Origin of the sequence: Marinomonas pontica, from assembly GCF_026191375.1 — a bacterium.
GTDB lineage: Bacteria > Pseudomonadota > Gammaproteobacteria > Pseudomonadales > Marinomonadaceae > Marinomonas > Marinomonas pontica.
This window is the reverse complement of the sequence record NZ_JAODTL010000035.1, coordinates 20051-34247: the sequence shown is the minus strand read 5'-3', so window position 1 is coordinate 34247 and position 14197 is coordinate 20051. Positions and strand designations below refer to the sequence as shown.

Genomic DNA, 14197 nt, shown 5'->3' with positions numbered 1-14197 from the left:
CTACGCTCCTATCCAACCCGCAAAAGTAATCACAATCATTGCGGGAATACTGATGTATTTCAACGTCTTATACCACCACTGAAAATGAGTAACCTGCTTTGTAATCATCTCATTCTGCAACATAGAATGAGGAATAAACCACGCCACCAAAATAGACAAAGAAATTGCGCCAACTGGCAGTAAAATCAAAGACGTAAATTCATCCAACAATTCAAAAAAGTTTAGCCCAAACAAAAGCTTGCTGTCCCAATGGTTAAACGACAACAATACCGCAATCCCCACAAACCAAACTGCGATCCCCATCAATAGCGCAGCTTTCAAGCGGGCGATATAAAATTTTTCATGCAGCCAAGCAACAAACAGCTCCAACATAGAAATCGCCGACGTTAACGCCGCCACCACAAGCAACAAGAAGAACACGCCGGCAAAAAATTGACCGCCGGGTAAGCCGCCAAAGATAATGGGTAAGGACACAAACGTCAGGCTTGGCCCCGCTTCGACATCAATCTGGAACGAAAATGCCAATGGAAAAATCACCAACCCAGCAAGAATCGCCACCAACAAATCCACGCCTACGACAATACTGCAAGCACGGGCGATGGACATTCGCTTACTCATGTACGCACCGTAAGCAAACATGGCGCCCATGCCAACGCTCAAGCTAAACAACGCCAATCCAACTGCCGACAGCACCACATCAAACGTGATGTCTTTCCAAGACCAGCGGAACATAAAATCCAACGCCTGATTCATGTCACCAATCATCATGGAATAACAAGCCAGCAACAACAAAGTCACAACCAGAACCGGCAGAAGAATACGCACCACAGCAGACAAACCACGGGTCACCGACTGCCCCACCGTCAACACCACCAAAGCCATAAACACCGAATGCCACAATAACATCTCTGTCGGGGTCGCCAACAAAGTATCAAACATATTCGAAGCACCAGCTTGCGTGATACCTGCAAAATCGCCAGAAACAGCCCGATCTAAATACCCCAAAGACCAACCCGCAATAACACTGTAAAAAGTCAGAATTAAAAAGCCCGTCACACCCGCTAACCAAGGCACAAACACCCACGCCGAATGCACTATCCGACGTTCGCTTAAATCGTTCACCGTATCAATAGGGTTTGAACGCACCGTACGACCTAAAGCCACTTCGGCCATCAACACAGGTAATCCAACCAACAACAAGCACAAGCAATACACCAACAAAAAAGGCACCGCCGCCATTTTGGCCAAGCACATAAGGGAACTTCCAAATATTCCCTAATCCGACCGCCGATCCGCTAGCTGCAAAAATAAATATCCACGGACTGGACCAGATACCTTGTAAACATCGACTTTCCGGCATAAATTTAGGCTCTAAATACACAACAAGTGTTTAAGGATAGGAATAAAACGCACACGTGGCCAACACATCCGCGATACCTAACCAGACAAATTAATCAACAAGTACGAATTTTCTAACATTCAGGCGCATACCTCAAGAAAAGCATAGGTTTTTGCCTCTATCGACCGTATAATTTCTAACTATGAGTAAAGCAAAGAAAAAATCCAGCAGCACGGGCACAATCGCGCTTAATAAACGTGCAAAATACGACTACTTTGTCGACCAGAAGTTCGAAGCCGGTTTGGTTTTATCTGGTTGGGAAGTAAAAAGTCTGCGTGAAGGCAAAGCCCAACTAGTCGACTCCTTCGTGATTATCCACCAAAACGAAGCGTGGCTTGTTGGCGCGCGTATCACACCATTACTAAGTGCCTCAACGCACGTAGTATGTGAACCGCTACGCCAGCGTAAACTCTTACTTAACCGCAAAGAACTTGATCGCATCATCCAAGTTACCGAGCAAAAAGGCAAAACCTGTGCGGCCATGGCTTTGTACTGGAAAGGCAACAAAATCAAATGCGAAGTGGCCTTAGTAACCGGTAAAAAAGAACACGACAAACGGGATACCGAACGTGATCGCGACTGGTCAAGAGACAAAGAACGATTAATGAAACACAGTGCTTAGCATGCGACCCATAGACTATGCTGAATAGTGTATGAATATGAACAGATTAAGCATTTCAGCGTTATCTCTAGCGTAAGCACATTGTTTGCGATAGACTAGCGCTACCTTTTTGGGGGCGACATGGTTTCGACGTCGGTTACAAACCCAAAGGTGCATGTCGAGAGTGATGCGTGATCTCGTAAATCCCCCGCATCAATTTAATAGTCGCAAACGACGAAAACTACGCTTTAGCAGCCTAAACCGCTGCTAGTGTGCTGCCCTCAGGTTGCTTGTAGCCAGAGACTCTGCAGTATCATAAATTACGAGATGCTAACTGATGCCCCGCCTAGGGATAAGGTTATAAGATTAAGTAGGCTCGCCATTAACACCCTGTCCTTCGGGCGGTTCGTGGTCAAATAATAGAAGTGACTATGCATGTAGAGCCGATGGCAGCGGACTGACGGACGGGGGTTCGACCCCCCGCCTCCACCAATTAAAGGCTTGATTTTAAAAGGGTTTGCACTTTTTAAATGAAGTCGACACACAAACGACACACTGTTTGTAAGTCATATAAAAAACCACCTTCGGGTGGTTTTTTATTGTCTAAAATTTATGACCATCGAAGCATCCTGAAAAAATCATTCACTCAACAACCCCTCCTTCCTGTCACATTATCAAAAATAGCGACTCACACAGAGAAAACCTTTACACTTTTCAAAATTGCTCACCAGTGAGAGCAAAAACAAATGAACGGTTTGGTTGCGATAACCTCAGACAACAAAAACTACAGCGACATTGTCATCGCGTCTTTCAACCTCAACACACTAAAGATCATAGGCCGCATTATATGGTCTGGTCATCCTATGATTTAGGAGTATACATGGAAATCAATCTTCTAAAAAAAGCGAAAGGTCTTACCCAAAAGTTTGTTCTTTGGATAAGTCCATCAAAAAATGAAACAAAATCATTCGCCAGAAAAGTAACTATTTTTTATTTCGTTTCATTAACTTCATTATGTATTTTACTTTTACCATTTTTAACGCTACCAAACTCCTACAATGAACTTGGAGATTTTTTGGCTGGTGTATTTAGCCCAGTTGCATTTTTTTGGTTAATAATAGGTTACTTAATGCAACACAATGAATTAGAAATCAATAGAAACAGCTTGAATCAGCAAGTAAATGAATTCAAAAAGAGTGTAAAAATAGCCGAAAGAAATTTTAAAAGAGAGGTTAAAAAACATCAGCACGACTTAGAAACTACATATTTCAAATCACAGCCAATTTTTGAAATATCAGATAGAGAAATAAGAGTATTTAACGAAAATAACCATATAAAAATATACATAAAATGCCATATAAATAAATGCTTCAATCTTCAAGTTTTTGAAGAAGACAGAAGCAAAGGCGCTAAATCAGCACTAATCCCAATTATAGAAACAGGAAAACCATATGAAATTGAAATCTATGTAACTCCTAAAAACCTAGCAGATCTCTGCAAGGAAACAATCCATGAAATTCTAGAAATTGAGAAAAAAGAGCCTGATCTAATTCATATAAACGCCAAGTCATATCTCCTTACTTACACAGATGAACTAGGAATAAAAAGACGTCTAAAACTTCACTTAGGAGTTGATATTAAAGGTGAGAATCACACTATAACTGCTGACATAGAAAACTACAGCCGAAAGATAAGCGTTTTTTAATGGCTATTAAAAAGGTAAGTTCAGGCTATGAAGTGCGTTTCCGTGTGGCTGGTCGTGTTAGCCGCTCATATCTAAAGACATTCCCAACTAAAGGCGAGTGGGAGCGCTTTATGCGCTACACCATTGCCCAGCATGAAACCCAAGCCGATAAAAGACCGTGGTTAGGAAAGCCCAAAGACATGCGCCGCCTTTCTGAATTGATGGGGCTATGGGAAACGTTAATCTGTAAAGTATACATAGCACCGAGCGTACATTGGAGGAGAGCCGAGGGGCTGACCGTCCAAAGAGTGAGAAATAACCAAGCTACCTTTACTGGCACAAAAAGCGGCAAAAATAGAAGCGTACCGATCAAACCAGAACTGTTTGAAGAAATCCACGAGCACGCGAAATTAACCAGAGGGAATAACATCTTTACAGGTTCCATTTCCAGCTTTAGGCGCGCCCTAAAAAGAACATCAATCGAACTACCCAAAGGCCAAGCCGCCCACTTTCTAAGGCATACATTCGCAAGTCATTTCATGATGAACGGCGGTAATATATTGACCTTACAAAAGGTACTCGGCCATAGTGACATAAAAATGACCATGCGATACTCACACCTATCGCCCGACTTCCTAGAAGAAGCCACACGGTTAAACCCACTTTCAAATATGTAGGATTATTTATGGAAGAGAATGGAGTATTTACAACATTAGTAACCATAAACATTGGAGTGTTAGCACTTATTTCAACATTCTTATTAGCCACACACTTTTTTTATAATGACAAAAAAACAACACTGTAATAAATATTAAAAAAAGTATAAATAAAATAATAAATACAAAAACACAGGTTGATAAATTCAGAAAAAGAGACAAGGTAAGTTTTGAAGAATTAAAAAAACTATTAGATAAAACTATAGATGGATGCGAGACAGACAAAAACACCAAAAGTACAGCAGATCTCATATTTGAAACATATGAAGAAATTTATTTTTTCTTAATATACCAAGATTATATAAACGAAAATATATTATTCAAAAAAAAACCGAGTGATCTACAAGAGATAATCTCAAATATAGAGCAACTAGAATTCTATATAAAAACAGTATCAAACAGCAAAGTTTTTAGTGACATAATTAATACTCTTGAACATTATAAAAAAAATGCCATTTTAGAAATAAGAGACTATATTTCATTAGAAATAGAAAAAGCTCTTGACAGAAAAAATAGTTTTGAAAATACAATTGATTTGGTTTACGAATACAACTCTCTTACTCAACACGAAAGAGAAACTCGCCCAAAAAAAATATTTTACCTTCTAATCAGCATGCCAATCATCTTCGGAATCATTGCCCCACTATTCTCCATAAGCATATTCCCTTACAACACTTATATAGAAGGCTTTAAATACGACCTATCTAAAGCAGTAGCCTTCGCGTTAACAATTTTATCCCTGTCCCCCTATGCAATTATAGTAAGTTCATATAAAAAGTTTTTCACATTACGACACACCACCGACACACAGGGCAACTGAAAAGGGCCTAAAAAACTGTACAAACATACAGTATATGTATCCTTATAAATCAATAACTTACTGATTTTAAAGGTGTTTTATATAGGGTTCGAATCACCCCATCTCCACCAATCAAGCGCTTGATTTTGAAAGAATTTGCACTTTTTAAATGAAGTCGACAGACAAACGACACACTGTTTGTAAGTCATATAAAAAACCACCTTCGGGTGGTTTTTTATTGTCTCCTCCCCTTCAACCGACTCTCTCGCCCACCAGCTAACCAAAACGCCTTCCATAGTTGCGCCTTTTAACAGTAAGGTTTTTGAAAAACGCGTGTAAGACGAATGACATGACTCGGTTTTGTGGATAATTTGTGCTTTGATATCGTTCTGATATTTGTTGTGTTTGGTACGCCATGGAGTTCGGGGTTATGAAGTTTTTCTCTTTTTTGGTGCTGTTTTCAGTGTTTCTCGCGGGCTGTTCATCTAATGTGAAGCTGTCGGGCCATAATGTTAGTAATGTGGACACCACTGTCGATATCGATAAATCGGCCAGCATTACTGTGGTTCCGGATAAGGATGGTGATCAGTTGACCAACAAGCGCTACATTGCCAATGTTATGAACGCGCTGAAAGAGCGTGGGTTTAGCAATGTGTCCGATTCCACCAGCAATCCCGACTATCGTTTAGCGATTAACTTTACTTCGGAAGAAATCACCGAAACGAAGAAAGTGCCTATTTTTAATAATGAACGGAATACTCCTTATACCGTTTGCCATAGAAACCCAACTACGAACGCAAGAACCTGCTACACGCGCTACCGCCATTTTATGGAACCTATCGTGAAAGGCTACGACAAGGTAGAAACACCCACTAACCTTTATACTTTTCAATATAAGCTAACGGATAAAGCGGGCAATCTTATTCTGGATTCAAGCAACACTGTGATGCATGAGGAGTGTTCAAAATGGAAGATGTTCGAGTTTTTGGCAAAAGACGCCATTTTACGAGCCAACTTTAACGACCCAGTCGACAAACCTTACACGGTGGAAATGACAGAAGACTATAGTTGCCAATAACACTATTTGAAACAACAGCCTAGACGCCATATTGCATTCTTGGCTGTTGTTTTCCCCTCTCTGTTTACAACCAATTCGTCTGAACAGCAAAACACTTATAAAAAAACGTTATCACCTTTTCCCTCTCTTTTCCCGTATCCATCTATACTGTGTATAAGCCACTATTGTTTGGGCGTGGCTGTATCAGGACTTTTTCCACAACCAATATGCGCACTTTGTGCAGCAAGGGGGAATCCATGATCAATCATGTTTGGGGTCTTATTCATCATCCAGATCAAGAATGGCGAGAAATTAACAAGGAGCATGAGTCGGTCAGTCATTTGTACTTTCATCATGTTTTATGGATGGCGACCATTCCTGTTGTCAGTACTTTTATTGGGACGACGCAATTCGGCTGGACACTAGGCGGTGAAGAAGCCATAAAAGTGTCTTTAATGGATGGTTTGGGGTTGGGTGTTTTGTTCTATGCACTGATTTTAGTTGCGGTCTCGGCGGTCGGTAGCCTTATTCATTGGATGGCACGAAATTTCGAAAACCGTCCACCCCGCCAAGAGTGCATTGTGTTTGCAGGCTACATAGCAACGCCGATGTTTCTGAGTGGGTTATTTGCTATTTACCCTATTATTTGGCTGTGTTTATTGGCGTGCGTAATGGGTGTCGCGTACACGGGCTACCTTCTATACAAAGGAACCCCTAGTTTCTTAGGAATCAGTCATAAACAGGGCTTTATTCTTTCAAGCACGACATTAGGTATTGGGGTTTTGGTGTTAGAGGCGCTACTGGCTGCGGTGGTTCTTTTATGGAGCTTAGGGTCGGAGCACAGTATTGTCTGGCGTTTCTTCCAATAGCAAACTTTGTCATCACCTTCAGGAGCACCCTAGAAATGCCGCTCATTTGCTTTGAGCGGCATTTTATTTAGGTAAAACAATACACTTTTTACAGTTCGTTACCATTTTACAACAAACTCATGGCCCTTAATTTGATTACCCTCACGGGCAAGCCATGCTTTATTCGATACACTGTCCGTTCAATTATTGAGCTTTTTCAATATCTGGATTGGACCCCTTTATGTTTTTTAACTCTCAATTAAAACAACAAGCAAAAAAACTGACTCTGCAATTAGAAAGCGAACGCGCTAGCCATCAGCAAGCCATGCAAACGCTCCAAGCGAAGCTCGATGCCGTCACGGAAGAATTGCATGCATCGAGACATCATTCAGGCGACAGTTTAGAGCTAATTCGTTATCAATTGCGCGGTGGAGAGATGCTCAACTCAATCCGCTTTGGCTTAGCAGACAGCGCAGAAAGCCTCATCGAAGAACGGGTAGCCTTAGCTAAACTGGATGATATTTTCGACGAAACACGTGTTGCTTTAACTCGATTGAGCGAACGCGCCAGCCTAATCAACGAGCAGGCCAATGACAGCATGGGCGCTGCCAATGTGCTTGATAAAACAGCAAATGGCATTAGTCAGCTCGTTTCAAGCATTCAAGAGATTTCCTCGCAAACCAATTTACTCGCATTAAATGCGGCAATAGAAGCCGCTAGAGCAGGCTCTGCTGGACGCGGCTTTGCCGTGGTTGCCGACGAAGTTCGTAACCTCGCAGGAAAAACCCACAGCGCAAGCGAACAAGTTGAAACGCTCGTAAAGCAAGTGATATTGCAGACGGATCAAATCAAAAGCATGGTGAATAATAACCAAGTCAGTGCGATGGACATTTCCTCATCTTCGGTTCAAATTGACCAAGTTGTGGACGATGTCATCTCTCGCTCTAATCACATGCAACGAGTAATCAGCCTAGCGGCTACTCACTCTTTTTTGAACACAGTAAAGTTGGATCATGCCGTTTGGAAAAATGATGTTTACAATCGCATCGATAAGAAAAAATTCGATGAGGAGGTCAATTTACATACCGAGTGTCGTTTAGGTAAATGGTATTACGAAGGGTATGGCAGCCGCCACTTCCAAAAATCCAACAGTTTCAAAGCCATAGAAGTGCCACACAAAACCGTTCATGAGTCTGGACGGGCAGCACTCAAAGCAGCTAAAGAAGGTGACACCCACGCTATGCTCGCCCAATTAGATAAAATGGAAGTAGCAAGTTTGCAAGTTGTCGTACACATTGAAAGCCTTATGGAAGAAGTGAAACACCACTAACGCCATAGACTTCAACCATTCACCCACGACTGAAATCGCCAAAGAACCACACTGGGGGTGATTTCAGTCGCTTTGTGTTGCGCCTTACTTCGCGGAACTTTTCCGATACTCTACGTTCTTAGCTTCTGACTAATTCGTACACCAAGCAGCGTTTTTTTCTGATGATTACGGTTTTAGGCTATTGATTAAATTAGTAAAAGGCTATGCTTATTACGTTCTGCCTTGTTAGCTTGCCTTGAAGCGAAAACTAACACACTACACAAAGAGACCGATTGTTAGGATAACAACCATGCTCGCACTGTTCGTTGAGATAATACTATCGTTTACTAGAAAGGAGTGTTGCCCTTGAGTTCCCTGATTTGGCTCCCTTTTCTTCCACTGCTAGGCACATTAATTCCCCATATCACGGCTCGATTCAGCCGGACGGCATGTGCATTCATGACCGCGGCCTTGCCTGCCCTTACTTTGTTTTTGGTCTTATCCCATGCCGGTGATATTTTTCAAGGAGAGCGTTTTCAAGCCGCTGTCCCTTGGATCCCCGCAATCGGACTTGAGCTCGCCTTTCGTTTAGATGGTCTGGCATTACTGTTTGCCATTCTCATTCTGGGCATCGGCTTATTGGTTATTCTTTACGCGCGCTATTATCTTTCGGCTCAGGATTCCATCGGGAAGTTTTATGCGTATCTGATGCTGTTTATGTTTGCCATGCTTGGCGTGGTGCTGTCTGACAATTTAATCCAGCTGTGGTTTTTTTGGGAACTGACCAGCATAAGCTCCTTTTTGCTAATCAGCTTCTGGGGGCACAAAACAGACGCCAGAAAAGGCGCTCGTATGGCGCTTACTATTACCGGAGCCGGTGGTTTGGCCTTGTTAGCTGGCTTGCTTATTTTAGGCAATACCGTGGGCAGCTTTAGCCTACAAGATGTGCTTGATAGTGGCGACCTCATAAAAGCCAGTGCAAATTATCCTATTATTGTGGTGCTTGTGTTATTGGGTGCGTTTACAAAATCAGCGCAATTTCCTTTCCATTTCTGGCTACCCAATGCCATGGCGGCACCAACCCCCGTCAGCGCTTACTTACATTCTGCCACTATGGTAAAAGCCGGTATATTCTTGATGGCGCGTTTTTATCCGGCTTTAGCCAATACCGATCTGTGGTTTTTGATCGTGAGCTTGACTGGTTTGGCGACGTTCTTGGTGGGCGCTTATATCGCACTGTTCCAACACGACTTAAAAGGCCTTTTAGCCAACTCAACCATCAGTCATTTAGGGCTTATCACCTTGCTACTCGGTATGGGAACAGACCTTGCCGCGGTGGCCGCCATTTTCCACATTATTAATCACGCAACCTTTAAAGCGTCGTTGTTTATGGCGGCAGGCATTATTGACCACGAGTCTGGCTCTCGCGATATGCGTCAGTTAAATGGCCTATGGAAATACATGCCCTATACAGCCACATTGGCGATGGTTGCATCGGCGTCGATGGCGGGGGTTCCATTGATGAACGGTTTCTTGTCGAAGGAGATGTTCTTCACAGAAACCCTGCACCAAGCTTCTCTTGGCTCTCTCTTGGTTTATTCCAGTATTGGCAACGCTGGGCGGAGTCTTTGCCGTCGCTTATTCCACCCGTTTCATCCATGATGTGTTCTTTAATGGTGAGCCCATTAACTTGCCGAAAACACCGCATGAGCCGCCTCGTTATATGCGAGTTCCGGTGGAAATATTAGTGGGTCTTTGTTTGCTGGTTGGTATTTTCCCAAGCTTGGTTGTAGGCGATCTATTATTTGCAGCGGCGGGTGCGACGTTAAATGGTCCAGCACCTACCTACAGTCTTGCCATTTGGCATGGCTTTAACTTCCCTCTGTTGATGAGTGTGATTGCTTTGATTGGTGGTCTTTATATGTACCACAACCGCTCACATTTGTTTAAGTTCCAGGCGCAATTTCCTACCAGCGACCCTAAAATGGTGTTTGAAGGCGTCATTCAATACTTGGTCAACAAAGCCAGCCGCATCATCAGTATGACGGAGAACGGATCATTACAGCGCTATATCTTCTGTGTGCTGGCGTTGTCAGTCGTTATGACCGCGTCATCATTAATGAAGTTGAATACAACGGCTGGACAGCGTCCAGAAATCCCACTTGATGCGTTGTCGATTACGTGTGCAATATTGTTGTGTATCTCAGCGTTAGCGACGGTGATATGGCATAGACGGCGCGTCGTTGCGCTGTTGACCTTGTCGGTTGTGGGCTTAATTGTGTCATTGGCCTTTGCGCAATTCTCCGCGCCAGATTTAGCGCTGACTCAATTGTCTGTTGAAGTTGTAACGGTCATTTTGTTGATTTTGGCTTTGTTCTTCTTACCGCAGAAAACACCGAAAGAGTCGTCTCCACGACGCGTGGTGCGTGATCTTGGATTGGCGTCTCTGATCGGGGTGTCATTGGCACTATTTGCTACGCCCTAATGACTCGCCCATTGGACACCATTTCGACTTTCTTTACCGAGAACAGCAAAACAGGTGGTGGTGGCACCAACATTGTGAACGTCATTCTGGTGGATTTTCGGGGATTCGATACCTTAGGAGAAATTACGGTATTGGGCATCGCCGCGCTGGGGATCTATAAACTCATCGCACGCATGCGTCTTTACATGCCGTCCAGTGACGATAATGGCTTGGCATGGTCTGAGGATCGTCACCCTATTTTGTTAGCGGTGATTTCGCAGAGCTTGCTGCCTTTGGCGCTGTTAGTATCGGCGTATATTTTCTTGCGTGGCCACAACATGCCAGGCGGTGGCTTTATCGCCGGACTTATTACCTCGGTTGCCATCATTCAACAATATGTAGCCCATGGTGTTGAATGGATAAAAACACGCATCAAGTTGGACTACCAAATCATGATCGGATCGGGCATTGGTATTGCCACCCTAAGCGGTTTAGGAAGCTGGGTCTTTGGCCACACTTTCTTGTCTTCTTGGTTCGATTATTTCTATTTGCCCGTGATTGGGAAATTCGAATTAGCCAGCGCCATGGTATTTGATCTTGGCGTTTACCTGACGGTAGTCGGAGCAACCATGTTGATTCTTGCCAATCTTGGTCAATTAACCACCAGCGAGCGCCCGATTCAGAAGGAGCATGATTAATGGAAGGTTTATACGCATTCTGCGTTGGTTTATTAACCGCTTGCGGCATTTTTCTCGCATTGCGAGGCCGTAGCTTTTCTGTCGTTATTGGATTAACGCTGCTGTCTTATGCGGTCAATTTATTTTTGTTTGCTAGCGGAAGACTCAAGCTCAATGCCGCAGCGGTATTGGGTGAATCTGAACAATACAGTGACCCGCTGCCTCAGGCTTTGGTACTAACCGCCATCGTAATTGGTTTTGCGATGACGGCATTCGCGGTTATTCTTGCGATGCGCGCTCGTGCCGATTTAGGCAATGATCATGTTGATGGCACGCTGCCCGTCTCACCCGCTGACACGGCTCAACAGTCAGGAGGAAACCGTAAATGCAACACCTGAGCATTTTTCCCATTCTGATTCCTTTGTTATTTGGGGCAATCATGTTGTTGCCGCCCATCTCACGAGATATCAATTCCCAGCGTATTGCGTCGGTTGTGGGCACGTTGTTTCTGCTCATCTCTTCCGCTGTTTTGCTGTACACGGTCAATTCAGAAGGCGTTCAACTTTACGCACTGGGTGGGTGGCAAGCGCCGTTTGGTATTGCCCTTGTTGCCGATAAAGTATCCAGTTTGATGGTATTACTGACCGCCTTTTTGGCATTCGCGGTCATGCTTTACGCGGTAGCAGGACAAGACAAAGGCGGTGCCTATTTCCATCCTTTGTTTATGTTCCAAATTATGGGTATAAACGGCGCGTTTTTAACGGGCGACATTTTCAATTTATTCGTCTTTTTCGAAGTATTACTGATCGCTTCTTACGCTTTGCTAATCCATGCCGGTGGTAAACAAAAAACACAAGCCACCATGCATTACGTCATTCTCAACCTTGTTGGATCGAGCTTATTTCTATTTGGGCTGGGGATTTTATACGGTACGTTAGGCACATTAAACATGGCTGACATGGCGATAAAAGTCGGCCAACTAGAAGGCGAAACAGCGACATTGGCGAAAACAGGGGCGCTGTTACTATTGGTGGTTTTTGGCCTAAAAGCCGCCATGCTGCCAATGCACTTCTGGTTACCAAAAACCTACGCGAGTGCTACCGCTCCCGTTGCGGCTTTGTTTGCCATTATGACCAAAGTGGGTGTGTACAGTATTTTCAGAGTCTACACCGTCCTTTTTGGAGAACACGCTGGTGAATTGGCCAATATTGCAACGCCATGGCTGTGGCCTTTGGCCTTACTCACTATCACTATTGGTGCCATTGGCGTCTTTGCCAGCCCAAGCATTAAAACCTTGAGCGCGAATTTGGTCATTGTGTCCAGTGGTAGCTTGCTCGCTTGTGCAGCGATAAACTCCGAAGAGGCAACCTCTGCGGCGCTTTATTATATGGTACACAGTACATTGGCATCCGCGGCGTTGTTTTTAATTGCCGATATCATGGCGAGACAGCGTGGCAAGGCGGAAGATCGATTTGTGCGCTCTCGCCCCTTTGTACAGCCTAAATTATTAGGGTTTGCGTTTGCCATTTCGGCTTTGGCTTTGGTGGGTATGCCACCCCTTTCTGGTTTTGTTGGTAAAATCATGATTTTGCAAGCAACCCAATCCAGTACTCAAACCATGTGGGTATGGCCATTAATTCTACTTGGCAGCCTTGCCGCTCTGATCACATTTTCACGAGCTGGAACAACGCTATTTTGGCGACACAATGGCACGGCTGCGGCGGAAGCCGAGCCCGCTAAGAAACTGGAAATAGCAGGGGTCGCATTGCTGCTTTTGGCGTCTCCAGTGTTGGTTATCTTTGGCGGTGACATGACAACGTTTACGCAACAAGCGGCCAGTTATTTGCACGACATTCACGCCTCTGCTTATCAACTTTTACCTGGAGCGGCCCAATGATGTTATTCCCTATGCCTTTCCACAGCGTGCTGCTTTTTGTCGTGTGGTTACTGTTAAATAACTCTGTCAGTGCGGGCCACATGGTTCTCGCGGCTTTTTTTGCGATCACAATTCCTTGGCTCGTCTCAGGCATGCGCGATGAGCATCCAAAGATACTCAAACCTTGGTTGGCCATTCGCTACGTGCTGATGGTAATGAAAGACATCGTGACAGCCAATGTGGAAGTCGCCTTGTTGATTGTTGGTCCAATTAAAAAGCTACAGCCAGGGTTTGTTGCTGTTCCGATTAATATCAGCTCAGATTTAGGCATTACTATTTTGGCCAGTACCGTGTCACTAACACCAGGCACCGTTAGTGCTGAGGTCTCAAAAGACAAAGCCTGGTTGTATATTCACGCGTTGCATTTGGATAACGAAGTCGAACTGATTGAATCCATTAAGCAGCGTTACGAAGCGCCTATTAAGGAGATTTTTGGATGCTAAGTTGGACAATTCTCATTGTCGCAGTGTGTATTTGTGCGGCATTAATCTTAAATTTGTGGCGATTAATGAAAGGCCCAACCGTATCTGATCGGATTCTGGCATTAGATACCATGTACATTAATGCGATCGCACTCATTTTGTTGTACGGAATTTATGTAAAAAGTGCACTGTATTTTGAAGCGGCGGTGTTGATCGCCATGCTGGGCTTCGTTAGCACGGCGGCTTTATGTAAATATTTACTTCGCGGCGACATCATCGAATAGG

At 43.9% G+C, this 14197-nt stretch carries 12 protein-coding genes, 1 other RNA gene and 2 pseudogenes; 13 read left to right on the top strand and 2 right to left on the bottom strand.

Features of this window, described 5'->3' with window-relative positions; genetic code table 11:
* Entirely contained in the window at positions 1 to 1173 is a 1173-nt protein-coding gene (locus tag N5P32_RS08455; RefSeq protein ID WP_409371093.1) for a sodium-dependent transporter, read from the bottom strand.
* A complete protein-coding gene (locus N5P32_RS18215) occupies positions 1127 to 1360 on the bottom strand; it encodes a hypothetical protein (RefSeq protein ID WP_409371090.1) in 234 nt (77 codons plus the stop codon). Before N5P32_RS18215 ends, N5P32_RS08455 begins: the two co-directional genes overlap by 47 nt.
* 181 nt (positions 1361 to 1541) lie before the next feature.
* Here N5P32_RS18215 and smpB point away from each other — a divergent pair, with 181 nt between their 5' ends.
* The 13 genes and pseudogenes from smpB to N5P32_RS08385 all read left to right on the top strand — a co-directional run bounded on the left by smpB (position 1542) and on the right by N5P32_RS08385 (position 14196).
* A complete protein-coding gene (smpB, locus tag N5P32_RS08445) occupies positions 1542 to 2021 on the top strand; it encodes an SsrA-binding protein SmpB (RefSeq protein ID WP_265728647.1) in 480 nt (159 codons plus the stop codon).
* 111 nt (positions 2022 to 2132) lie between these two features.
* Positions 2133 to 2492: a transfer-messenger RNA gene (ssrA, locus tag N5P32_RS08440) on the top strand.
* A 388-nt stretch (positions 2493 to 2880) separates the two neighbouring features.
* Positions 2881 to 3705, top strand: a complete 825-nt coding sequence (locus N5P32_RS08435) for a hypothetical protein (RefSeq protein ID WP_265728646.1) — start codon at positions 2881 to 2883, stop codon at positions 3703 to 3705.
* Positions 3705 to 4361, top strand: a complete 657-nt coding sequence (locus tag N5P32_RS08430) for a tyrosine-type recombinase/integrase (RefSeq protein ID WP_265728645.1) — start codon at positions 3705 to 3707, stop codon at positions 4359 to 4361. The genes N5P32_RS08435 and N5P32_RS08430 overlap by 1 nt, the downstream gene beginning before the upstream one ends.
* A gap of 1268 nt (positions 4362 to 5629) precedes the next feature.
* The gene (locus N5P32_RS08425) at positions 5630 to 6277 is read left to right on the top strand and encodes a putative periplasmic lipoprotein (RefSeq protein WP_265728644.1); all 648 of its coding nucleotides are present in this window, start codon (positions 5630 to 5632) and stop codon (positions 6275 to 6277) included.
* Between the two features lie 236 nt (positions 6278 to 6513).
* On the top strand, positions 6514 to 7125 hold the full coding sequence (locus tag N5P32_RS08420) for a Yip1 family protein (RefSeq protein ID WP_265728643.1): 612 nt from the start codon (positions 6514 to 6516) through the stop codon (positions 7123 to 7125).
* A 220-nt stretch (positions 7126 to 7345) separates the two neighbouring features.
* Positions 7346 to 8008, top strand: a pseudogene (locus tag N5P32_RS18210) (methyl-accepting chemotaxis protein); the annotation flags it as partial.
* Positions 7988 to 8434 carry a CZB domain-containing protein gene (locus N5P32_RS18205; protein WP_409371092.1) on the top strand — a complete coding sequence of 149 codons (447 nt, stop codon included), beginning with the start codon at positions 7988 to 7990 and terminating at the stop codon, positions 8432 to 8434. The pseudogene N5P32_RS18210 and the gene N5P32_RS18205, both read left to right, overlap by 21 nt.
* Positions 8435 to 8779: 345 nt before the next feature.
* A pseudogene (locus N5P32_RS08405) lies at positions 8780 to 11575 on the top strand (monovalent cation/H+ antiporter subunit A).
* Positions 11575 to 11952, top strand: coding sequence for a Na+/H+ antiporter subunit C (locus tag N5P32_RS08400; protein WP_265728642.1), 378 nt, complete (start codon positions 11575 to 11577; stop codon positions 11950 to 11952). The pseudogene N5P32_RS08405 and the gene N5P32_RS08400 overlap by 1 nt, the downstream one beginning before the upstream one ends.
* Positions 11940 to 13451 (top strand): monovalent cation/H+ antiporter subunit D, encoded by a 1512-nt coding sequence (locus tag N5P32_RS08395; protein WP_265728641.1) that lies wholly within the window; start codon positions 11940 to 11942, stop codon positions 13449 to 13451. Before N5P32_RS08400 ends, N5P32_RS08395 begins: the two co-directional genes overlap by 13 nt.
* Positions 13448 to 13933, top strand: a complete 486-nt coding sequence (locus tag N5P32_RS08390) for a Na+/H+ antiporter subunit E (RefSeq protein WP_265728640.1) — start codon at positions 13448 to 13450, stop codon at positions 13931 to 13933. Before N5P32_RS08395 ends, N5P32_RS08390 begins: the two co-directional genes overlap by 4 nt.
* Complete coding sequence (locus tag N5P32_RS08385; RefSeq protein ID WP_265728639.1) at positions 13927 to 14196, top strand: K+/H+ antiporter subunit F; 270 nt, start codon at positions 13927 to 13929, stop codon at positions 14194 to 14196. Before N5P32_RS08390 ends, N5P32_RS08385 begins: the two co-directional genes overlap by 7 nt.
* Position 14197 lies beyond the last annotated feature (1 nt).